19 protein-coding genes and 1 pseudogene are annotated in these 22,008 nt (G+C 69.8%); 14 read left to right on the top strand and 6 right to left on the bottom strand.

Annotated elements, in window-relative coordinates; translation table 11 throughout:
• Nucleotides 1-379: 379 nt before the first annotated feature.
• Together J2S42_RS11950 and J2S42_RS11945 are read left to right on the top strand one after the other, a co-directional pair.
• Nucleotides 380-1,294: a helix-turn-helix domain-containing protein gene (locus tag J2S42_RS11950; protein WP_307238546.1), complete on the top strand. Its 915-nt coding sequence runs from the start codon at nucleotides 380-382 to the stop codon at nucleotides 1,292-1,294.
• Between the two features lie 11 nt (nucleotides 1,295-1,305).
• Nucleotides 1,306-1,482 carry a DUF397 domain-containing protein gene (locus J2S42_RS11945; protein ID WP_307238544.1) on the top strand — a complete coding sequence of 59 codons (177 nt, stop codon included), beginning with the start codon at nucleotides 1,306-1,308 and terminating at the stop codon, nucleotides 1,480-1,482.
• A gap of 84 nt (nucleotides 1,483-1,566) precedes the next feature.
• Here J2S42_RS11945 and J2S42_RS11940 read toward each other — a convergent pair whose 3' ends face one another.
• The gene (locus J2S42_RS11940; RefSeq protein ID WP_307238542.1) at nucleotides 1,567-1,860 is read right to left on the bottom strand and encodes an antibiotic biosynthesis monooxygenase family protein; all 294 of its coding nucleotides are present in this window, start codon (nucleotides 1,858-1,860) and stop codon (nucleotides 1,567-1,569) included.
• A 394-nt stretch (nucleotides 1,861-2,254) separates the two neighbouring features.
• Between J2S42_RS11940 and J2S42_RS11935 the strand changes: the two genes are divergently transcribed.
• Entirely contained in the window at nucleotides 2,255-3,244 is a 990-nt protein-coding gene (locus J2S42_RS11935) for a TerC family protein (protein ID WP_370879380.1), read from the top strand.
• 180 nt (nucleotides 3,245-3,424) lie between these two features.
• Here the strand turns inward: J2S42_RS11935 and typA are convergent, their stop codons facing one another.
• On the bottom strand, nucleotides 3,425-5,290 hold the full coding sequence (typA, locus tag J2S42_RS11930; RefSeq protein WP_307238538.1) for a translational GTPase TypA: 1,866 nt from the start codon (nucleotides 5,288-5,290) through the stop codon (nucleotides 3,425-3,427).
• A 108-nt stretch (nucleotides 5,291-5,398) separates the two neighbouring features.
• Here typA and J2S42_RS11925 point away from each other — a divergent pair.
• The 4 genes and pseudogenes from J2S42_RS11925 to J2S42_RS11910 all read left to right on the top strand — a co-directional run.
• Nucleotides 5,399-5,986: pseudogene (locus J2S42_RS11925) on the top strand (DedA family protein); the annotation flags it as partial.
• Nucleotides 5,987-6,065: 79 nt separating this feature from the next.
• Nucleotides 6,066-7,700, top strand: coding sequence for a CocE/NonD family hydrolase (locus J2S42_RS11920; protein WP_307238536.1), 1,635 nt, complete (start codon nucleotides 6,066-6,068; stop codon nucleotides 7,698-7,700).
• An 84-nt stretch (nucleotides 7,701-7,784) separates the two neighbouring features.
• The gene (gene gsmA / locus J2S42_RS11915) at nucleotides 7,785-8,954 is read left to right on the top strand and encodes a sporangiospore maturation cell wall hydrolase GsmA (protein WP_307238534.1); all 1,170 of its coding nucleotides are present in this window, start codon (nucleotides 7,785-7,787) and stop codon (nucleotides 8,952-8,954) included.
• A gap of 12 nt (nucleotides 8,955-8,966) precedes the next feature.
• Nucleotides 8,967-10,031 (top strand): glycosyltransferase, encoded by a 1,065-nt coding sequence (locus J2S42_RS11910; RefSeq protein ID WP_307238533.1) that lies wholly within the window; start codon nucleotides 8,967-8,969, stop codon nucleotides 10,029-10,031.
• A 23-nt stretch (nucleotides 10,032-10,054) separates the two neighbouring features.
• On the opposite strand, the gene J2S42_RS11905 is transcribed toward J2S42_RS11910, so the two are convergent.
• On the bottom strand, nucleotides 10,055-10,642 hold the full coding sequence (locus tag J2S42_RS11905) for a TMEM165/GDT1 family protein (RefSeq protein ID WP_307238531.1): 588 nt from the start codon (nucleotides 10,640-10,642) through the stop codon (nucleotides 10,055-10,057).
• A gap of 345 nt (nucleotides 10,643-10,987) precedes the next feature.
• Between J2S42_RS11905 and J2S42_RS11900 the strand changes: the two genes are divergently transcribed.
• From J2S42_RS11900 to J2S42_RS11880, 5 genes are all read left to right on the top strand, one after another.
• Nucleotides 10,988-13,336: a putative bifunctional diguanylate cyclase/phosphodiesterase gene (locus J2S42_RS11900; RefSeq protein WP_307238529.1), complete on the top strand. Its 2,349-nt coding sequence runs from the start codon at nucleotides 10,988-10,990 to the stop codon at nucleotides 13,334-13,336.
• Nucleotides 13,337-13,447: 111 nt separating this feature from the next.
• On the top strand, nucleotides 13,448-14,146 hold the full coding sequence (locus J2S42_RS11895) for a RibD family protein (RefSeq protein ID WP_307238527.1): 699 nt from the start codon (nucleotides 13,448-13,450) through the stop codon (nucleotides 14,144-14,146).
• A complete protein-coding gene (locus J2S42_RS11890; RefSeq protein WP_307238525.1) occupies nucleotides 14,143-14,586 on the top strand; it encodes a deaminase in 444 nt (147 codons plus the stop codon). Before J2S42_RS11895 ends, J2S42_RS11890 begins: the two co-directional genes overlap by 4 nt.
• Before the next feature lie 28 nt (nucleotides 14,587-14,614).
• Nucleotides 14,615-15,382: an IclR family transcriptional regulator gene (locus J2S42_RS11885; protein WP_307238523.1), complete on the top strand. Its 768-nt coding sequence runs from the start codon at nucleotides 14,615-14,617 to the stop codon at nucleotides 15,380-15,382.
• 1,080 nt (nucleotides 15,383-16,462) lie between these two features.
• Complete coding sequence (locus J2S42_RS11880) at nucleotides 16,463-16,831, top strand: hypothetical protein (protein WP_307238521.1); 369 nt, start codon at nucleotides 16,463-16,465, stop codon at nucleotides 16,829-16,831.
• Between the two features lie 11 nt (nucleotides 16,832-16,842).
• Here J2S42_RS11880 and J2S42_RS11875 read toward each other — a convergent pair.
• A protein-coding gene (locus J2S42_RS11875; protein ID WP_370879163.1) for an IS3 family transposase occupies nucleotides 16,843-18,077 on the bottom strand; the annotation gives its coding sequence in 2 pieces (ribosomal slippage) (nucleotides 16,843-17,798 and nucleotides 17,798-18,077; 1,236 coding nt in all).
• Nucleotides 18,078-18,097: 20 nt separating this feature from the next.
• Between J2S42_RS11875 and J2S42_RS11870 the strand changes: the two genes are divergently transcribed.
• Entirely contained in the window at nucleotides 18,098-19,780 is a 1,683-nt protein-coding gene (locus tag J2S42_RS11870; RefSeq protein WP_307238518.1) for a tetratricopeptide repeat protein, read from the top strand.
• 190 nt (nucleotides 19,781-19,970) lie between these two features.
• Here the strand turns inward: J2S42_RS11870 and J2S42_RS11865 are convergent, their stop codons facing one another.
• Entirely contained in the window at nucleotides 19,971-20,303 is a 333-nt protein-coding gene (locus J2S42_RS11865) for a hypothetical protein (RefSeq protein ID WP_307238516.1), read from the bottom strand.
• A gap of 217 nt (nucleotides 20,304-20,520) precedes the next feature.
• Here J2S42_RS11865 and J2S42_RS11860 point away from each other — a divergent pair, with 217 nt between their 5' ends.
• A complete protein-coding gene (locus J2S42_RS11860; protein ID WP_307248643.1) occupies nucleotides 20,521-21,759 on the top strand; it encodes an IS701 family transposase in 1,239 nt (412 codons plus the stop codon).
• Here J2S42_RS11860 and J2S42_RS11855 read toward each other — a convergent pair.
• A complete protein-coding gene (locus J2S42_RS11855) occupies nucleotides 21,746-21,907 on the bottom strand; it encodes a hypothetical protein (protein WP_307238514.1) in 162 nt (53 codons plus the stop codon). The two genes, J2S42_RS11860 and J2S42_RS11855, sit on opposite strands and share 14 nt — an antisense overlap.
• Nucleotides 21,908-22,008 lie beyond the last annotated feature (101 nt).

Below are 22,008 nucleotides of genomic sequence, written 5' to 3'. Positions count from 1 at the left end.
AGATTCCTTGATGGACACTTTGTTTGCGCAGGTCACCCCGCGGGGTGATAGTGGTTAGGTTTACGGTCATTAACGCCGATTCGCCGTTTCGCGCGGACTATGTGGATCAACAACTTTCCGTGCCCGGTCCGGCCGGGTGCGGAGTCGCTCCGTGACGTACCCGCGCGGCCCGTCCGCGGCGTTCATCGATGCTTAACGTCGCAGGTCGGGCGCGGGGTGGGCGTCGCGCGCAGTGGTGATCGCACGGGCCCGCGAAGTGCCGCGCCGGGATGTGCGCAACGGTAAACATGCGAATTGCACTGTCCAATTGCGGATGGCTACCGCAACGTTGCTGCCTGTAATCTCCTTGTCGCCACGAACGTCGGCACCGGGAGAACCAATGCCACCCCCCAAAAGTCCTACGGTCCGCCGGTTGCGGCTGGGCACCGAGTTGCGACAGCTGCGGCGCAGCGCGACCCTCACCTTGGAGCAGGTCTGTGACCGGCTCGGCTGGGCCTCGACCTCGAAGCTGTCCCGGATCGAGCTGGGGCAGAGCCGTCCCGATCTGGCCGACATCATGGACCTGTTGGACATCTATCAGGTGGACGGTCCGAACCGGGACAAACTCATCGTCATCGCCCGGGACGCGGCCGCGGCGCGCGGCTGGTGGAAGGCGCTCGGTGACATGGGACCGCGCCAGCGGAGATATGCGGAGCTGGAAACCGGCGCCGCTGACATTTTCGAGTTCCACCAGTACGTCGTGCCCGGCCTGCTGCAGACGCCGGAGTACGCCCGGGTCCGGGTCCGCTCCGGTCGCGCGCTCTACCCGGGCCTGGACATGGACGCGGACAGTCGCGCCCGCGCGGCCCGGCACGTGGTCCTGCGCCGTGAGCAGCCACCGCGGTACGAGGCGATCATCGACGAGTCCGCGTTCCACCGGCAGGTCGCGCCGCCCGAGGTGATGCGCGGCCAGCTGCGGCACCTGCTCGCCATGGCGGACCTGCCGAACGTGGCGATCCGGATGCTGCCGTTCCGCGCGCCGCTGCAGGACGCGTACGTGCCGCACACCGCGTTCTCCGTCTACTCGTTCCCGGATCCGGCCGACCCGCGCACGGTGGTGCTGGAGACGATGAGCGAGGACGTGCACCTCACGGACGACGAGGAGGTGGCGCGCTACCTGCTGGTCGCGGACTGGCTGCGGGCGGCGGCGCTGCCGGAGGAGGAGACGCGCGCCTACCTGGCCCGGGCGGCCGACGTCCGGTCGGAGCAGGCGCGGGCGATCCCCGCTCAGCGCGGGGTCAACGGTGGTGGCTGATACGGAGGGCGATGGGAGCACGTCGAACTGGCTGGGTGAAGAGCAGCCGTAGCCACGCGAACGGCAACTGTGTCGAGGTCGCGGCGGACGCGGGGACGATCGCGGTCCGGGACTCCAAGGACCCCGGGCCCCGGCTCCGGTTCGCGGGAGCGGCCTGGCGGGCGTTCGTGCAGCGTGTCAAGGGCTGACCAGCACAGCGGAGAGCCGGGCCCCTGGCAGGGGGACCGGCTCTCTCCGCATCCGGCCCGGCCGCCCGCGAGACGGCCGGCGGGTCAGGCGGGGACGTCGGTGAAGTGCTCGACCCGCGGCGGGCCGGCGAAGAACGGGCCGATCAGCGCGCGCCACTGGGCGAAGCGCTCGGTGGCCCGGAAGTTCTCCTCGTGTGCGGCCACCGAGTCCCACTCGACGAGCAGGACGAACCGGTCCGGCGTCTCGATGCCGCGGGTCATCCGCACCGAGCGGCAGCCGGGCGTGCCGGCCAGGATCGGGTGCCCTTTCGCGTACGCCGCCGCGAACTCGTCCTCGTGACCCGGCACCACGTCGATCAACGCAACCTCAAGAACCATGTCCGGCAGTCTCGCACGGAGGGAATTCACCTAGCCTCCTAGGAAGAACTAGGCGCCGCGGGCAAGGAGCGTGTCGAGCGGCACTGCGGGGTCCCGTTCCGGGCGTCGCCGGAATGAGGCACAATTGCGCGCGAAGGAGGGGAGTATTCCCCTTACGGCGGTGTCGTCAGCACGGCGAAAACCCGGACACGGGTGGACTCCCGGCGCCGTCGGTCACGGATCGTGTCATGCCGTGGCGGAAGAGACCTCCGGACAGTCACATACGAGTGCACGTAGCCGTGAGTGGGTACCTTCTTACTTCGCGTAAGGGTAGGCCGCTGCGGCGAAGTGCTGTGTCTGCCGGAGGATTCCGTTGAACGTACCCGCCTGGGTCTGGGCCGTCACGCTGGCCGCGATGGCCGTCGTGCTGATCGTCGACCTCGTCATCATCGGGCGCCGCCCGCACGAACCCTCCCCCCGCGAGTCCGGGATCTGGGTCAGCATCTACGTCGGCCTCGCGCTGCTCTTCGGCGTCGGCGTCTGGCTCTTCGCCGGTCCCACCTACGCCGGGCAGTTCTACACCGGCTGGCTGACCGAATACAGCCTGTCCGCGGACAACCTGTTCGTCTTCGTGGTCATCATGGGCCGCTTCGCGGTGCCCCGGCAGTACCAGCAGACCGTGCTGCTCGTCGGCATCATCCTGGCGCTGGTGATGCGCGGCGCGTTCATCGCCGCCGGCGCCGCGCTGATCACGCAGTTCTCCTGGGTGTTCTACATCTTCGGCGCGTTCCTCATCTACACCGCGATCAACTTCGCGCGGGAGGGGCTCGAGGAGGAGGCCGAGGACTTCAAGGAGAACGTGCTGATCCGGTGGAGCCGCCGTGCGCTGCCGATCTCGCCGAGCTTCGACGGCGCGCGGCTGACCACGGTGCACGCCGGCCGGCGGATGTTCACGCCGATGCTGATCGTCATGATCGCGATCGGCACCACCGACCTGATCTTCGCGCTCGACTCGATCCCGGCGATCTTCGGCATCACGCAGGAGCCCTACCTGGTCTTCACCGCGAACGTGTTCGCGCTGATGGGCCTGGTCCAGCTGTACTTCCTGCTCGGCAACCTGATCGAGCGCCTGGTCTACCTCTCCAAGGGCCTGGCGATCATCCTCGGGTTCATCGGCGTCAAGCTGATCCTCGAGGCGCTGCACGAGAACAACCTGCCGTTCCTCAACGGCGGCGAGCACATCGAGTGGGCCCCGACGATCCCGATCTGGCTGTCGCTGGTGGTCATCCTCGGCACGCTGGTCATCGCCACCGTCGCCAGCCTGATCAAGACCGCGGCCGACGACCGCAAGGAGGCCCGTCGCAAGGCCGCCGAGGGCACCGAGGAGCCGGTCCTCAAGGCCTGAAGGCAACCGGGCCGAAAGCCCTAAGAGGCGGATATATACCCGCTTCCGGCGTGGTCCGGCCGGCATGCTCCCGTGGGCACCGGTCGGCCCGAGGGGCCTCCCTGCACGTCCCGAGGTGGTCACCGCAGAGCGAAAAGCCCCGCTCGCCGTTCCGGCGAGCGGGGCTTTTGACGTGCTGGATCAGTTGGAGTGCTTGCGCCGGGCGGCGGCGCGGGCGCGCTCCTGCTGGTTGAGGATCACCTTGCGGATGCGGACCGCGGCCGGGGTGACCTCGACGCATTCGTCCTCGCGGCAGAACTCCAGCGCCTGCTCCAGGGAGAGCTTGCGCGGCGGGATCAGCTTCTCGGTCTCGTCGGAGGTGGAAGCCCGCATGTTGGTGAGCTTCTTCTCCTTGGTGATGTTGACGTCCATGTCGTCGGAGCGGGAGTTCTCACCGACGATCATGCCCTCGTACACCTCGGTCGACGGCTCCACGAAGAGGCTGCCGCGCTCCTGGAGGTTCGTCATCGCGAACGCGGTGACCGGGCCGGAGCGGTCCGCCACCAGCGAGCCGTTGTTGCGGGTGCGCAGCTCGCCGAACCACGGCTCGTACTTCTCGAAGACGTGGTGCAGGATGCCGGTGCCGCGGGTGTCGGTCAGGAACTCGGTCCGGAAGCCGATCAGGCCGCGCGCCGGGACCAGCCACTCCATCCGGATCCAGCCGGTGCCGTGGTTGACCATCTGCTCCATCCGGCCCTTGCGGGTGGCCAGCAGCTGAGTGATCGCGCCGAGGTACTCGTCCGGCGCGTCGATGGTGAGGCGCTCGACCGGCTCGCAGGTCTTGCCGTCGATCTCCTTCGTGACCACCTGGGGCTTGCCGACGGTGAGCTCGTAGTTCTCCCGGCGCATCTGCTCGACCAGGATGGCCAGCGCCAGCTCGCCACGGCCCTGCACCTCCCACGCGTCCGGCCGCTCGGTCGGCAGCACGCGCAGCGACACGTTACCGATCAGCTCGGCGTCCAGCCGGTCCTTCACCATGCGGGCGGTGACCTTGGCGCCCTTGACCTTGCCGACCAGCGGCGAGGTGTTGGTGCCGATGGTCATCGAGATGGCCGGCTCGTCGACCGTGATCAGCGGCAGCGGGATCGGGTTCTCCGCGTCCGCCAGCGTCTCGCCGATCATGATCTCCGGGATGCCGGCGACCGCGATGATGTCGCCCGGGCCCGCCGAGGTGGCCGGCTTGCGCTCCAGGCCCTCGGTCATCAGCAGCTCGGAGATGCGCACCTTGGAGGTGGTGCCGTCGGTCTTGCACCAGGTGACGGTCTGGCCCTTGGCGATCGTGCCCTCGTGCACGCGGCACAGCGCGAGACGGCCGAGGAACGGCGACGCGTCCAGGTTCGTCACGTGCGCCTGGAGCGGCGCGCCCTCGGTGTACGACGGGGCCGGGATGGTGTTCAGCAGCGTGGTGAACAGCGGCTGCAGCGAGTCGGAGTCGTCCGGCACGGTGCCGTCGGCCGGCTGGGTCAGCGACGCGATGCCGTCGCGCGCGCAGGCGTAGACGATCGGGAAGTCGATCTGCTCCTCGTCCGCGTCCAGGTCGAGGAAGAGCTCGTAGGTGTCGTCCACGACCTCCTTGATCCGCGCGTCCGGCCGGTCCACCTTGTTGATCACGAGGATGATCGGCATGCGGGCCTTGAGCGCCTTGCGGAGCACGAAGCGGGTCTGCGGCAGCGGCCCCTCGGACGCGTCGACCAGCAGGACGACACCGTCGACCATGGTCAGGCCGCGCTCGACCTCGCCGCCGAAGTCGGCGTGGCCGGGGGTGTCGATGATGTTGATGGTGATCGGGTCGCCGGTCTCGGGCACGTACCGCACGGCGGTGTTCTTCGCCAGGATGGTGATGCCCTTTTCGCGCTCCAGGTCCATGGAGTCCATGACCCGGTCGGCGACCTCGGCCCTTGCGGAGAATGCGCCGCCCTGCCGGAGCATGGCGTCGACCAGCGTGGTCTTGCCGTGGTCGACGTGGGCGATGATCGCGACGTTACGGAGGTCGGAGCGGGTCTGCATACCTTTAGTGTCCCGAACCTGCGATCTATTTGCCTAATCGGGGGTCCATCCCGATGCGAGTGTGACGGGTGAGCCTTGCGATGCTGTCCGGATGACCTCGGGGGTGTCATGGAAGGCCTGGTAGAGCAGCTGACCGGGCTGCCGTCCACGCTGATCTACCTGGTCGCCGCCGGGCTGGTGCTGCTGGAGACCGCGTCGTTGATCGGCCTGACCGTGCCGGCCGAGGCGACGCTGCTGCTCGTCGGGTTTCTGGCGTTCCAGGGCCGGCTGCACCTCGGCGTCGCGCTGGTGGTGATGATCACGGCGGCCGCGACCGGTGACTCGCTGGCGTTTCGGTCCGGGCGCCGGTACGGGCCGCGGCTGCGGGCGAGCGCGCTGGGCCGGCGGGTCGGCGCGGCGCGGTGGGCACGCGCGGACGCGCTGATGACCCGGTACGGCGCGCGGGCGATGCTGCCGGTGCGCTGGGTGGCGTTCGTGCGCACGCTCGCGCCGCGGCTGGCCGGCAGCAGCGGCGTGCCGTACCGCCGCTTCCTGCCCTGGAATCTCGCGGGCGTGGCCAGCTGGGTCGGCGTCTCGATCGTGGCCGGCTATCTGGCGGGGGAGTCGTACCGCCGGATGTCCGTGGTCCTCGGCGGTGCGACCGGCGCGGTGCTGGTCCTGATCGGGATCGCGGTGGCGCTGGTGCTGATCGTGCGGACGCCGCGTCGGCGTGCCCGGGTGGGGAAAACCGACCTGGCGGGGTAAACGACCGCTGAGGGACGAGCGGAGGTTCGGTGTGATCGGGTCGGTGGCGACGGCGGTGCTGGGGGCGGGACTGGGCCTGCCGAAAGCGACAAAAACCAGAATTACTGTCAAACGCGATCTGTCGGTACGGGCCCGGGACGGAGTCATCCTGCGCACCGACCACTACTCGCCCGGTCACGACGGGCCCGCCGTGCTGATCCGCTCGCCGTACGGCCGGGGCACCGTGGTGGCGCTGCTGGGCCGGCTGCTGGCCGAACGTGGCGTGCACGCGGTGGTCCAGTCCTGCCGCGGCACGTACGGATCGGGCGGCCGGTTCGAGCCGCTGATCCACGAACGCGACGACGGCCTGGACACGCTCGCCTGGCTGCGCCGCCAGCCGTGGTACGCGGGCCGCCTCGGCCTGATCGGCGTCAGCTACCAGGGCGCGGCGCACTGGGCGATCGCGGCCGACGCGGCGCCGGACCTGGCCGCCGTGGTCGCGGTGGTGACCACGGCCGCGATGCGCGACCTGACCTACGCCGGCGAGGCGTTCTCGCTGGACACGGTGCTGACCTGGACCGAGCTGCTGGAGTCGCAGACCGAGCCGTGGCTGACCCGGCTGATCGAGTTGCGCCGGGGCCAACCGCGTCTGACCGCCGGGTTCGCGCACCTGCCGCTGGCCGAGGCGGACCGGGTGGCGACCGGCGGCACGGTGCCGTTCTTCCAGCAGTGGCTGGCCGAGCACGCGACCGGCGCGGAGTACTGGCGGGACCGGGTGTTCGGCGAGCGGCTGGCCGAGGTCGACGCGCCGGTGATGATGGTGGCCGGCTGGCACGACATCTTCCTGCCGGCCCAGCTGGACGACTTCGCGGTGCTGCACGAGGCCGGGCACCGGCCGAGCCTCACGATCGGGCCGTGGACGCACGGCAGCCCGGGCCTGTTCGCGGCCACGGTGCGGGTCGGCGTGTCGTTCCTGACCGGGCACCTGACCGGCACCGGCACGCCGCCGGCCGCCGGGACCGTCGACGTCACGCTGACCGGCCGCGGCGGGCACCGGGACAGCTGGCCGCCGGCCGGCCGTGCCACCGCCTGGTACCTGCGGCCGGATCAAGGGCTGGGCGCGGCGCCGGTGGGGGAGAGTGCGCCGGACACGTTCACCTACGATCCGGCCGCCCCGACGCCGTCGATCGGCGGGCCGGTGCTGGTGGCGCACCGGTCCGGTCCGGTGGACAACGCGCCGCTGGAGGCACGCCCGGACGTGCTCACGTACACCAGTGCGCCGCTGGAGCACGACCTGACCGCGATCGGGCCGGTGTACGCGGAGATCTGGGAACGCAGCTCCGGTCCGTACCGTGATGTGTTCGTCAGGGTCTGTGAGGTCGACGGCGCGGGCGTGTCCCGGAACGTCTGCGACGGGCTGGTCCGGGTCGCGCCGGGCCGCTTCGACGAGGACGCGGACGGGGTGACCCGGGTGACCGTGCCGCTGTGGCCGATCGGGCACGTGTTCCGCGCCGGGCACCGGCTGCGTGTGCAGGTCAGCGGCGGTGCGCATCCGCGCTGGTCACGTAATCCGGGCACCGGCGAGCCGTTGGGCGCCGCGGTCACGCTGCGGGCCACGGAGCGCGAGATCTTCCACGATGCGGCACGCCGGTCCGCGGTGTATCTGCCCGTCGAGATCCAGAGCTGATTTCCGGAATTTCCTCTCATGTCACCCGAATAGGCGCTTACGCTCGGTGGCGGATTCGTCTATGTCGGGAAGGGGGGAACCGGCATGCGCAACGGTTCCGCGGCACGCCACCTGCGAACGGGTGGCGGGCGGCATCGGAGGAAGGCGCGGGCCCGGAACGCGGCGAGCATACGCACGTTCGGCCCGGTCGCACTGGCCGTGGCCGGTACGGTGGCCGCGCTCGGCGGCGCGCCGGTCGAGGCGCTGGGCGCCACGGTCAGCAGCACCGTGCAGAGTCCGGGCACGCCGCTCAACGTCCGCTCCGGCGGGTCGAGCGTGCACAAGAAGGTCGGCGAACTCGCCGACGGCGCCGCGATCACCGTCAGCTGCCAGGTCTTCGGCCAGCAGGTCGCGGGCGGCGTCCGGAACAGCCCGTACTGGCTGCGCCTGGCCGGCGGCGGCTACGTCTCCGACGCCTACGTGCGGTGGAGACCGGAGCGGCCGCACGTCGCCTGGTGCGGCCCGACCGCCGCGACCGTGCCGATCGCACGGCCCGGCGACGCGCCCGGGCTGAACGTCCGGTCCGTCTCGAACACCGGCGGCCGCGAACTCCGGAAGATCAAGAACGGCGAGCCGCTGCACGTGGTCTGCCAGGACTGGGGCGAGTCGGTGTCCGGCACCCAGCGCCGGAGCGCGGCCTGGAACAAGCTGGCCGAGGGCGGGTACGTGGCGGACGCGAACGTGGTCTGGCCGTCCTCGCCGACGCTGCCGTGGTGCGGGCAGGCGCCGCCGACCGTGCCACCGGCCACGCCGGAGGCATTCATCACGCGCGTCGCCGGCCCGGCGCAGGAGGGCATGCGGCGGTACAACGTGCCCGCGTCGGTGACGATCGCGCAGGCGATCCTGGAGTCCGGGTGGGGCGGCAGCGGACTGACCAGGCGCGATCACAACTACTTCGGGATCAAGTGCTTCGGCTCGCCCGCCGGGATCGCGGTCGGTTGCCGGTCGTACGAGACCAGCGAGTGCAACAAGAAGGGCTGTTTCCGGACGCGGGCGTCGTTCCGGGCGTACCGCAACGCATCCGGCTCTATGGTCGACCACGGCCGCTTCCTGACCGTGAACCCGCGGTACGCGCCGGCGTTCCAGTGGGACTACGCGCCGGAACGGTTCGCCCGGGCGATCCACAAGGCCGGGTACGCCACCTCACCGACGTACGCGGACAACCTCATCGGCATCATGCGCCGCTACGATCTCACCCGGTTCGACCTTCGATAACGGGGTGGCGGCATGGTGATGGGCGCGGCTCGGCGGGTGGCGCACGCGGTGCAGCGCGCGTCCGACCTGAAGGTGCGGCAGCCGCCCGCGCTGCGCACCGCCCCGGCCGCCGGTGACCGGCCACCGACCGTCTACTACCTGACGCCGGACAACCCGCGGCCGAGCGGCGGGCTACGGCAGATCTACCGGCACGTGGACCTGCTCAACGCATCCGGTACGCCGGCCGCGGTGCTGCACCACGAGCGCGGGTTCCGGTGCGACTGGTTCCCGCACCGCACGCGCGTGGAGTCCGCGGCGGACACCGTGCTCACACCGGACGACCTGCTGGTGGTGGCCGAGTGGTACGGGCCGGCGCTGGGCCGGCTGCCCGCGGAGCTGCGCAAGGTGATCTTCAACCAGAACGCGTACCGGACGTTCGACCAGCAGCCGTTCGAGAGCACGCCGGCGGGTGCGCCGCTGGCCGACGTGGCGAACGTGCTGGCGCTGCTCGCGGTCTCCGAGGACAACGAGGAGTTCCTCCGGTACGCGTTCCCGCACCTGCCGGTCGGGCGGGCGCGCGTGGTGGTGGACACCGAGCTGTTCTTCCCCGGCGACCGCGACGAGATCCCGCCGCGGCGCCTGGCGTACCTGCCGCGCCGCCGCCGGGCCGACGCTGAACAGGTCCTGCACCTGCTGCGGGCGCGCGGCGCGCTCACCGGCTGGGAACTGGTGCCGATCGACGGTGCGCCGGAGGCACGGGTCGCGGAGCTGCTGCGCGGCTGCCCGGTCTTCCTGAGCTTCAGCGAGCGCGAGGGCTTCGGGCTGCCGCCGGCCGAGGCGATGGCCAGCGGCGCGTACGTGGTCGGCTTCACCGGGCTGGCCGGGCGCGAGTTCTTCGACGAGATGTTCAGCGTGCCGGTACCGGAGGACGACGTGCTCGCCTTCGCCAAGCGCGCCGAGCAGGCGTTGCAGACCTACGAACAGGATCCCGCGGGGGTACGGGCGATGGGGCGCCTGGCGTACCACCACATCCGGGACCGCTACTCGCTCGACGGGCTGCGCGACGACCTGGCCGCGTTCTACAGCCGGTTCCGGTAGAAAAACGGCCAGGTCGCCATGGGTCAGGTGAGTTCGGCGATCGCCTCCGCGATCATCCAGACGCCGAACAGCGCGAACAGCACGGCCGCGCCGATCTTGATGGCCTTCTCCGGCAGGTGCCGGCCGAGCAGGCGGCCGACCACGATCGCCAGCGCGTCCGCGGCCACCATACCCAGCGTGGAGCCGAGCCAGGTGCCGAACCAGCCGTACTGGGTGGCCAGCGTGATCGTGGCCAGCATGGTCTTGTCGCCCAGCTCCGCGACGAAGAACGCGACGCCGACCGCCAGCACCGCGGAACCGGTCGAGCGCTCCGCCTTCGTCTTCTCGTCCTCGGTGAGCGCGTCGCCGCGCAGCGTCCAGGCACCGAAGAAGATGAACGCGATGCCGGAGATCAGCGCGATCCAGCCGGTCGGCAGCGCGGCGCCGAGGCCGTAGCCGATGCCGACGGAGGCCAGGTGCACCACCGCGGTGGCGATCGTGATGCCGAGCAGCACCGGCCACGCACGGTAGCGCAGCGCGAACGTCATCGCCATCAGCTGCGACTTGTCGCCCAGTTCCGCGACGAAGATGACGCCGAAGCTGACGAGGAATGCGACTACGAAGCCTTCCATGAAGCCCTTCCGGTCTTTCCAAGCCGGATCGGAGGGCACGGGCGACCTCGACCCGGCTGTGTGTCCTGCGCACAGGCGTGCGACAGCCAGAGTCGAAGGTCTCGCCCGCCCCGGCCGGTGAGGACCGAGGCCGCGTGGCCGGACACCGTCTGCGAGAGACGACGTCAGTATGTCGACCACGACATTGGGAGCTACTCCCCTTCGCGACCTCCGACTATAGCGGGCCCGGCCATGGTGACCAAGCGTGACGGACCCCACGACCCTTTCCGGAAAACCGCATATGTCGCCCGCGCAATGACCGATGGTGGCTGCCGGAAGCGCAGACCTGATGGACCGGAGGACGGTGTGACGATTGCGGAGCGCCCGGCGCGGACCCGGCCGTATCTGTGGCTGTGGTTCGTGTTCGGCAGCAGCGCCCTCGCCGCCGTGGCCGTGGCCCTGCCGGCGGCGCGGCCGTTCGCGCTGCTCGGCGGCGAGGTCGTCGCGGTGCTGGCGGTCGCGGCCGGGATCCGGCTGCACCGGCCGCGCCGGATGCTGCCCTGGTGGTGCATCCTGGCCGGCGTCTCGGTGCCGCTGATCGCGAACCTCGGCTGGCTCGCCCTGGTCGCGGCCGGGATGCAGCCGGCGTACCCGGGCCCGCTCGACTGGTTCTACTTCCTGATGTACCCGCTGCTGTTCCTGGGCATGGTGGCGCTGCCGGAGCGCGGCGGCCGTGGCGTCTGGCGGACCGGGATGCTGGAGACCGGCATCTTCGCCTGCGCGGGCGCGGTGCTCTACTGGACGCTGCTGGTCGACCCGCTGCTGAACAGCCACGACGCGCGGCTGACCCCGGCCGGGCTGTTCTCCCTGTCGTACCCGCTGATGGATCTTCTGATCCTCTGCGGCGCGGCGCGGCTCGCGGTCGTCGGCAGCGGGCGCCCGGGCTGGAGCCTGCTCGCGGTCGGCGCCGCGGTCGCGCAGACGCTCGGCGACACCATGGTCCTCATCCACGTCGTGGACGGCGGCGACGGGTGGCTCGACCTGCTGCCCGCGTCGCTGTGCTGGCTGGCCGCGGCCGTGCTGGTCGGCGCGGCCGCGCTGCACCCGGCGATGGCCGCGGGCGGCCGGCTCTCCGACGTGCGCCGCACCCACCCGCACTGGATGTTCGCCAGTTACCTCGCGCTGGTGCTGATCGTGCCGGCCGCCACCACGGTCTCGCTGCTGACCGAGCTGCGTTCCCGCTCGATCGACGGCCACGACGTGGTGGTGCCGATGGCCGCCACCGCCGTGACGCTGCTGCTGCTGGTGACGCGGCTGACGCAGATCGCCAGCCTGGCCGAGTCACGGGCCCGTGCGCTGGACCGCCGCGGTGCCGCGCTGGAGCGCGCGCTCGCCCGGCAGGAGTCGCTGCAGGACGAGCTGAGCCACCAGGCGCTGCACGACCCGCTGACCGCCCTGCCGAACCGGCTGCTGCTGCGCCAGCGCGTCGAGGCCGCGCTGAGCGGACCGGCGCCGGCCACGCTGATCATGCTGGACCTGGACGGGTTCAAGGACATCAACGACCGGTTCGGGCACCCGACCGGCGACGCGCTGCTGACCGTGATCGCGGAGCGGTTGCAGGCCGGCCTGCGCTCCGGCGACACGCTCGCCCGGCTGGGCGGTGACGAGTTCGCGGTGCTGCTGGAGGACGTGGTCGACCTGGACGCGGTCACCATCGGCGAGAAGCTGGTCCAGCTGGTCCGGCAGCCGGTCGAGGTCGGCGACCACCGGCTGCACACCACGGCCAGCGTCGGCCTGCGCACGCTCGATTCCCGGCTCAGCACGTCGGAGATGCTCCGCGACGTGGACCTCGCGCTCTACGCGGCGAAGGCGGCCGGCAAGGACCGGGTGGTCAGCTTCGACGAGCGGCTGCGCGCCGACCAGCTGCACCGGACCCGCACGGTCGACGGCCTGCGCGCCGCGATCGACCGCGCCGACTTCGCCGTGCACTACCAGCCGCTGGTCGACCTGGGCGACGAGCACACCGTGTCGGTCGAGGCGCTGGTCCGCTGGACGCCGAGCGACGGCAAGCCGATCCCGCCGGACCAGTTCATCTCGGTCGCGGAGGACTCCGGGCTGATCGTGCCGCTCGGCGCGTGGGTGCTGCGCCGCGCCTGCCTGGACGCGGTCGCCTGGCATCACCGGTACGGCGTGCGGCTCTCCGTCAACGTCTCCGTGCGGCAGCTCCGCGAACCGGACTTCGAGCAGGTGGTCCGCGAGGCGCTGACGGACTCCGGGCTGCCCGCGCACGCGCTCACCCTGGAGATCACCGAGAGCGTGCTGGTCGCGGACGGCGGCGGTGCGGCGATCGCGCACCTCACGTCGCTGCGCAAGATGGGCGTGAAGGTGGCGGTCGACGACTTCGGCACCGGCTACTCCTCGCTGGCGTATCTGCAGCACCTGCCGATCGACAGCATCAAGATCGACAAGGCGTTCGTGCCGGTGGCCGGGCCCGAGGGCCTGCAGCAGGTCTCGCTGATCCGGGCGATCATCGACCTGGCCCGCAGCCTCGCGCTCGGCACCGTGGTCGAGGGCGTGGAGACCGCGGAGCAGGCGCGGCTGCTGCGGACCCTCGGCTGCCAGCTCGGCCAGGGCTACCACTTCTCCCGGCCGATCACCGCGGACGCGGTGGAGCGCCTGCTGGCGGCGGACCGGTTCGCCGTCGACGCGTTCTGAGCCCTCCGGCGAGCTTTTTGACGCGCGTCACGTGGGCATAAGCGCTTTTTCGCCCCGGCCGGGCCACTACGCTTGCGCTGTCGAGTTCGTCCGGCGCCGGGGGGTTGTGCCATGGGGTCGCAGCGTCCCTACACGTTGCTCAGCTGCGCGATGTCGGTCGACGGCTACATCGACGACGCGTCCGCCGAGCGCCTGATCCTCTCCAACGACGCCGACCTGGACCGTGTCGACACGATCCGCGCCACCTGCGACGCGATCCTGGTCGGCGCCAGCACGGTCCGGCGGGACAACCCGCGGCTCGTGGTTCGCTCCCAGGCCCGCCGCGGCGACCGGGTGGCGCGCAGCCAGCCGCCGTCCCCGGTCAAGGTCACGCTGACCCGCTCCGGCGTGCTCGACCCGGCCTCGCACTTCTTCACCGCAGGTGACGCGGCGAAGCTGGTCTACACCGCCTCGCCCGCGTTCGCCGCCCTGTCCGTGTCGCTGGACGGCCTGGCCACCGTGATCGACGCCGGCCCCGACGTGGCGCTCGACTGGGTGCTCACCGACCTGTCCGCCCGCGGCGTCCACCGGCTGATGGTCGAGGGTGGCGCGGCCGTGCACGCGGAGTTCCTCACCGCCGGGCTCGTCGACGAGCTGCAACTGGTCGTCGCGCCGTTCCTGGTCGGCGACCCGGCCGCCCCCCGGTTCGCCGGTGGCGGCGCGCTGCCCTGGCCGTCCGACCGGCGGATGACCGTCGCCGAGGTCCGCAAGATCGACGACGTGGTGCTGCTTCGCTACCTGCTCACCGACCGCTTCGAGGTGCCGGTGTGACGCCGGACCTGCTGTGGCTGCGCCGCGCGGTGGAGCTGTCCCGGCTGTGCCCGGTCTCGGAGACCGCGTTCGCCGTGGGCGCGGTCGTGGTCGGCGCGGACGGCCGCGAACTGGCGACCGGCTACTCCCGGGAGACCGGCCCGCGCGATCACGCGGAGGAGACCGCGCTGCGCAAACTCCGCGGCGCCGACCTGACCGGCGCGACCATCTACAGTTCGCTGGAACCGTGCAGCCGCCGGGCGTCCCACCCGCGGACCTGCGCCGAGTTGATCCTGGAGGCCGGCATTCCCCGGGTGGTCTACGCGCTGCGCGAGCCGCCGGTCTTCGTGGAGGGCGACGGCGCCGCGCTGCTGTCCGCCTGCGGCGTCCAGGTGGTCCATCTGGACGACCTCGCCGACGAGGTGCGGAGGATAAACGCCCATGTGTTGACGCTGCACTAGGCGTTGCGTCCTTCGCTACAGTTGCGCGATGAGCAACAGCGGTCCGGCGCTCGTCCAGTCCGTCGACCGTGCCGTGACGGTGCTGGAGATCCTCGCCCGGCGCGGCGAGGCCGGCGTCACGGAGATCGCCGGTGAACTGGGCGTGCACAAGTCCACCGCGTTCCGCCTGGTCGGCGCGCTGGAACAGCGCGGTCTCGTCGACCAGCTCAGCGATCGCGGCAAGTACCGGCTCGGCCTCGGCATGGTCCGCCTGGCCGGCGCCGCGGCCGCCCGCCTCGACCTGACCGTCTCCAGCCGCGCCGCCTGCGAGAAGCTCGCCGACCACCTCGGCGAGACGGTCAACGTCGCCGTCCTCACCGACGGCTACGCGATCAACATCAGCCAGGTCCGCGGCCGCGCGGCCGTCTCCAGCTACAACTGGGTCGGGCAGCGCACCCCCGCCCACGCCACGTCCAGCGGCAAGGTGCTTCTCGCATTCCAGCCGCCCGAGGCCCGCGACCGCGCACTCGCCACCCCGCTGGAACGCTTCACCCCGTACACGCTCACCACCGCCGCCGAACTGGCCTCGGCCCTGGCCGACATCCGCCGCACCGGCTGGGCCGCCACCGCCGAGGAACTCGAACTCGGCCTCAATGCCGTCGCCGCCCCCGTCCGCGACCACGAGGGCACGGTCGTCGCCGCGATCAGCACCTCCGGCCCCTCCTACCGCCTGACCACCGCCGACTTCCCCTCCATAGCCAGCCACGTCCTCACCACCGCCCGCGAGATCAGCACCCGCCTCGGTCACCTCGGCTGACGTCATCATCACCGATGCGCGAGGAACGCCGTGTCGCTATTCAGGTCCCGGTTTCGCTGATGGCAGAAGACGGGCACGTTGGTGCTCGATGCCTTCGAATACGGTCACGATTCACCGCCGATCAGCCGAGGCGAAAGATTACCCATAGGGCCGGAATTGCCGCCTTTCCATGCGTTCTAGCAGGCCTGTACGCTGTTGTGCACAATGTGCGATACGATATCCTCCCGCCTCGGCAGGAATTTCCAGCGGTGCCAGCTCACCACTTGGATGCGACTACCGAACAGCACACATCTCGCCGAAATTGCGGCGGTGTCGGTTTTCGTTTTTCGCTTTCGTGCGCCAGCACGAGAGCGGCGCCCGCAGGCGCAACCCATGCCACCCACGAGAAAACAGCCGGCCCCACGGACCCCGCACCCGCTGGAAGCCCCGCCATGCACCGGAGTCCCGAGACCCGCCGGAGGCGGCGCCCTGCAACGCAACCCACCATGCTACCGCCGCCAATAAGCCGAATATCGGGCGCGCAGTGCCCGATCGCTGAACTGCCAGCGGAATGCCCACCCCTGGACCCGCCGACCGTTTGGATCGTCGGGTAGATCCTGCCGAGCCGGGCACCCGCAGGTCAGCGGCGCCTCACCAGCCGGATGCTGCTGGTCGGTAAGGGCTCATCGGCTCATTGGTATTTGCTGAACAGCTGAATGCTCCCGGGCCGGCCCGGTGCCGCCGATTGGTCGGCGCTCGCTGATCGGCGAAGTGCGTCCAGATCGGCTGGCTCGCTCCGGCCGGCTGGGTGCTGTCGGCGTACGGCCCTTGTAGTGCAGAGCCACGTACGCCACCGAGTACACGACGGCCATCGAGTTCCACATGCTCATCGTCGGTGCGCCCGCTGAGCAGGCGGCCGGCAGGCAGAAGTTCATCGGCTATACGCCGTGATGGGTGCCCTCTCCTTGTCGGCGTCCGGATCTGCCGAATTGCGGATGCTGCTGTGGATGATCGTCGGTGTGTGGGGTCGATCACGGTGAGTACGGTGTGGGCGTGATGTCGCGGTCTTGGCACGTTGTCTGGCCCGCTCTGGTGTGGGCGGTGGGTGCCGCGATTGTGGCTGGTGCTGGGGCGTGGGCAGCGGTCGCGGATGACAAGCAGGGGTGGACGGTGGTGGCCGCGTCGGTTGCGGCGGTGGTCGGTGCGTTTGTTCCGTCGCTGGTTGATCGGTGGCGCCAGCGCGAGACCAGCGGCGCTGGGGCCGTGGCGGGAGTGGGTGGAAGCGTCCATCACACATCGGTGTCGGCGTCGCCTGGGGTGCAGGCCGGTGACCACAACGTGCAGATCAACAACACCACGGTGGCCCTCCCGGTGATGCCGCCGCCAGGCGTGGTGGATGCGGCGGCGGTGGACAACCTGCCTACCGCATCGCGAGTGTTCGTGGGCCGGGATGTCAAGCCCCGGGTTTGATGGAGAGCTGGTTAGCTGGTTTTCAGGGGTACGGTGACCGCTCGGGTCATCGCGTGTAGTGCCTCGTGTTCGGCGGGTGGGACGTATCCGAGTTCGCCGTGCAGGCGTCGGTTGTTGTACCAGTCGATGTACTCGACGGTGGCCATCTCCAGGTCGTCCAAGCCTCGCCACGGGTTCTTGTTGCGGACGAGTTCGGCCTTGTAGAGGGAGTTGAACGCCTCGGCCATCGCGTTGTCGAACGAGTCGCCCTTAGATCCGACCGACGCGACGGCGCCGGCTTCGGCGAGCCGCTGGCTGTAACGAATGGCTCGATATTGGACTCCGCGGTCCGAGTGATGGACGAGTCCGCCCAGGTCAGCGCCTTGATTCTGACGCCGCCAGATCGCCATCTTCAGCGCGTCGAGGGCGAGGTCGGTGTAGAGGCTCGTGGCCACCTGCCAGCCGACGATCATCCGGGAGTACACGTCCAGGACGAACGCGGCGTACACCCAGCCCACGGCGGTGCGCACGTAGGTCAGATCGGCGACCCACAACTGGTTCGGTCCGGCCGCGGTGAAATCACGTTTGACCAGGTCGCGAGGCCGGTCGGTCTCAGCCGCGGGCTTGGTGGTCCGTGGTGACTTGTCGCGCAGCAGCCCGCGTAACCCAGCCTCACGCATCAGCCGCTCGACCGTGCACCGGGCCACCCGCACACCACGGCGCAGCAGTTCGTGCCAGATCTTGCGGGCGCCGTAGACACCGTAGTTCTCCGCGTGGATCTTCTTGATCATCGCGGTCAGTTCGGCGTCGCGGCGTGATCGGGCGCTGGCGGGACGGGCCTTGGCAGCGTAGTAGGTCGACGATGCGATCTGTGCCGGCGTATCTTCAAGAGCCTGCAGGACCGGCTGGACACCGTATTCGGCCTGGTGGGAGTCGACGAAGTCGACCTTCATCGCGACGGACGGTCCAGCTCCGCCGCGAAGAAACTCGCCGCGGACTTCAAGATCTGGTTCGCCCGCCGCAACTCACGATTCTCCCGTTCGAGAGCGGCGATACGGTCGGCGTCGCTGCTGGTGGTGCCCGGCCGGTCACCGGCGTCGGTCTCGGCCTTCTTCACCCAGGTCCGCAACGCCTCCGGATGAACCCCGAGCGATCCAGCGATCCGCCGGATCGCACCGACCGCGGACGCCGGGTCCCGGCGGGCCTCGACCGCCAATCGGGTCGCCCGCTCACGCAGCTCATCGTTGTACTTCTTCGGTGCCGGCATAACTAAATGATCTCCCAGGTTTGGATGTCTCCATCAAACCCGGGGCGGGACAGGATGTGGCGTTGCTGGCGGATGTACTTCAGGCCGAGGTGACAGCGCGTGGTGTGGTGATCGGGCAGGCGGCGGTGCACGGTCTGGGTGGTATCGGTAAGACCGAGCTGGCGCTGCATTTCGCGCGGGAGTACCGGGATCAGTTCCGGGTGGTGTGGTGGATCACCGCGGACTCGCCGGAGGCTATCGCTCTTGGTTTGGTGGGGTTGACACGCCGGTTGCATCCGGCGGCGGGGCTGGCGGATGCAACCGAGTGGGCGCTGGGCTGGTTGCAGTCACATGATCGGTGGCTGCTGGTCTTGGACAACGTGGAGGACGTCGCCGATATCGCGCCGCTGCTGGGGCAGGTGACCGGTCGTGGTGCGGTGGTGGTCACGACCCGCCGGAATCTCGGTAGTGCGCGGTGGGCGCGGCTGGGTTTGGCGCCGTTGCGGCTGGAGGTACTGGAGCGGGAGGCGAGTGTGGACCTGCTGGTGCGGCTGACCGGTTCCGCCGATCGGGAGGGTGCGGGCCGGCTGGCGGCCGAGCTGGGTGATCTCCCTCTAGCGTTGGAGCAGGCAGCAGCGTACGTCAGCCAGCACGCCGGTATGAGCTTCGACGCCTACCTGCGGCTGCTGCGGGACAGCTTCGCCCGGGTCGCGGGCCATGTGGGTGAGGGCGGTGCGGCGGGCCAGGCGGTCGCCGGGATCTGGCAGGTCACGATGGACGCGATCACCAGGCGGTCGCTGTTGGCGGAGCGGGTACTGGGCGTACTGGCGTGGCTGGCCCCGGACCGGCTCCCCGAGGACCTGCTGACGCCGCTGGCCGACGATGACCTGGAACTCGGGGAAGCGCTGGCGCTGCTGGGCTCCTACCACATGGTCGCCCGTGAGGGCGGGGCGGTGAGTGTGCATCGGCTGGTCCAGGCGGTCACCCGCGAGAACACCTTAGCGCGGGCGGCAGACGGTGATACGCATGCCGCTGACCAAGCGGTCGCGCTTCTGATGGACGCGATTCCGGACGACCCGATTGCTAACGTCGCGGGCTGGCCCCGCTGGAACGCGCTGTTGCCGCATATCGACGCGGTCACCGCGCACATCGGTCCCGGCCACGACAACCCCGACTTGCTCTACCTCGGTGATCGTGCGGCCACCTATCGCCAGTTCCAGGGCCAGCTCGCACCGGCGATCAGCCTGTTTGAGCAGGTCCTCGCCGACCGGCGACGGGTGCTCGGCGACGAGCACCCCAACACCCTGAGCTCCCGCCACAACCTCGCCGGCGCCTACCAGGCGGCGGGGCGGGTGGCCGAGGCCATCACCCTGTTCGAGCAGGTCCTCACCGACTACCGGCGGGTGCTCGGCGACGAGCACCCCAACACCCTGACCTCCCGCAACGATCTCGCCGGCGCCTACCGAGCGGCGGGGCGGGTGGCCGAGGCCATCACCCTGTTCGAGCAGGTCCTCACCGACTACCGGCGGGTGCTCGGCGACGAGCACCCCAACACCCTGACCTCCCGCCACAACCTCGCCTACGCCTACCAGGCGGCGGGGCGGGTGGCCGAGGCCATCACCCTGTACGAGCAGGTCCTCACCGACTCCCGGCGGGTGCTCGGCGACGACCACCCCGACACCGTATCCACCGAAACGCAACTTCGCGCCGCTCGTGCCCAGTAGGGCAGCATCACCCAGAGTGGCTTACCCGGTTGCCGACCATGATCATGCACCCTGATCGCATGTCCGCTTCTGCCGCCAAGCGTGCGCGGCAGGAGCGGCGAGCAGTCACGCCGCGTGACGCGACCGGGGATGGGCTGGCGCGCGCTCGTGCCGAGTTGAGTGTGTCGCAGAGGCTCTGGCGCTGACGCGATCATCCGGTTCCCGGAAACTGCGGCCAGCTGTAGGAGAATGACAGTGAGAAGGTTCTGTCGATCCAGTCGCTGGTCGTCTCACCGCCAACGGGCCCGGGCCGGACACCTGCGAAGCGTTCGCGCACCGCGGCAAGTTCGGCGGAGCGTTCGCTGACGTCCGTCAACCGACCGACGTCGAAAACCAACTCCCAGACTCGCTGAAAGCCGTAAGCGGGACGAAAACCCATATGAAGGTAGTCGATGTCTGCGTAGCCGGCGCCGATCAGTAGCCTGCCGCTGAACGGGACCGGCACGCCCAGCCCTCGATACACTTTCACACCGCGGCTGCGCACCGGCGATACCCCCACATGCGTGCCGTCATAGCCAGGATCAGTCTCTAGTACTCCAGCAGGAGATCCGTTCTGAGCTGGGTGACTGGTGTGGTTTTGTCCGTGTACGGCAAGCAGCCACCGTCGAGGCTCAGCGGTTGTGTGGACTACTGAGAACACGGCGGTGGCTGCCGCCTACAGAGTAGACGCCCGGCGTTGGTCGGAGCTGTTCGAGACGTTGATGGACACGATCGAGACCCGCTTCGTCCGGCCGGAACCGCGACGCCGGGTCCGCGACTTCGTGGCCGGGCTACTCGCGCCGTTGCCGGTTAAGAACTGCTGGACGATCGCGGAACACGCCGGGGACGCCGGGCCGGGCGGTATGCAGGATTTGATCGGTCGAGCCAGCTGGGACGACGCTCTGGTGCGTGCCGACGTCCGTGATTTCGTCGCGGCCCGGCTCGGGCATCCCGACGGGATCCTGGTGATCGACGAGACCGGGGATCTGAAGAAGGGCACCCACACCGTCGGTGTCCAGCGGCAGTATTCCGGCACCGCGGGGAAGATCGAGAACTGTCAGCTCGCGGTGCACCTGTCCTACGCCTCACCGTTCGGGCACACGTTGGTCGATGTCGCTCTCTACTTGCCGAGGTCCTGGACCGAAGACCCCGCGCGGCGCCTCGAAGCGGGCGTGCCGGACACCGTCGGCTTCGCCACGAAGCCGCAGTTGGCGCGTCGGCTGGTCGCCTCGGCGGTGGCTGGTGGACTGCCCTGCCGGTGGGTTGCCGGCGACGAAGCCTACGGCAGCGACCCGAACCTCGCCACGGCGTTACGCGGCCTGCGGATCGGCTATGTCCTCGCCGTTGCCTGCTCGCACCGGGTCCCCACCGGCCTCGGCACCTACCGCACCGATCAGATCGCCACCGGCCTGCCGAGACACGCTTGGCAGCGGATCTCCGGCGGCTCGGGCGCGAAAGGACAGCGCTACTACGACTGGGCGTTCATCACGCTGCCCCTTGCCGCTGACCAGCACGCAGGTCACCACTGGCTGCTGATCCGCCGCAACCGCACTACCGGTGAGCTGGCCTTCTACCGCTGTTGGAGCCCTGAACGTGTTGCCCTGCGCCAACTTGTCACCGTCGCCGGCCGCCGCTGGAGCATCGAGGAATCGTTCCAGGCCACCAAAACCGGCCTCGGACTCGACCAACACCAGCACCGCCGCTGGAAAGCATGGCACCGCTGGACCACCCTGGTCATCGCCGCCCACGCCTTCCTCGCCGCAGCCGCAGCAGTCAGCACAGCGAGCCCGGACGGGCTGATCGACATCACCGTCAACGAACTCCGCCGACTGTTCCACGCCCTGATCCTCGACCCCGCACGACGCAACACCGACGTCATCGCTTGGTCCATCTTCAGACGCCGCCACCAGGACTCAGCCAAAATCAGCCACTACGCCAGACAAGCACTCACAGAACCGTAAAACGGATCTCCTGCTGGAGTACTAGTTCGGCGAGAACCAGATGGTCGTCGTCAACCCTGTACGAGGCTACATAGCCCCGGTAGCACGCCGTACTGATCGCTTTGGCCCCTACCGCCGCGAACAGGCCGTTTCCGTCGACGGCAGTCACGTCGTACACCTCGCCCTGCCAGTGAACTTGGTCTGCGGACTGTCCCGTCATTCTGGAGAGTAGAGCACATCGCGACGGGCGACGTACTATTCTGCCGCGAA

The sequence above is a fragment of the Catenuloplanes indicus genome (assembly GCF_030813715.1).
GTDB classification, from domain to species: domain Bacteria; phylum Actinomycetota; class Actinomycetes; order Mycobacteriales; family Micromonosporaceae; genus Catenuloplanes; species Catenuloplanes indicus.
Note: the sequence above shows the minus strand (reverse complement) of the source record. Positions and strands in the feature narration are given on the sequence as shown.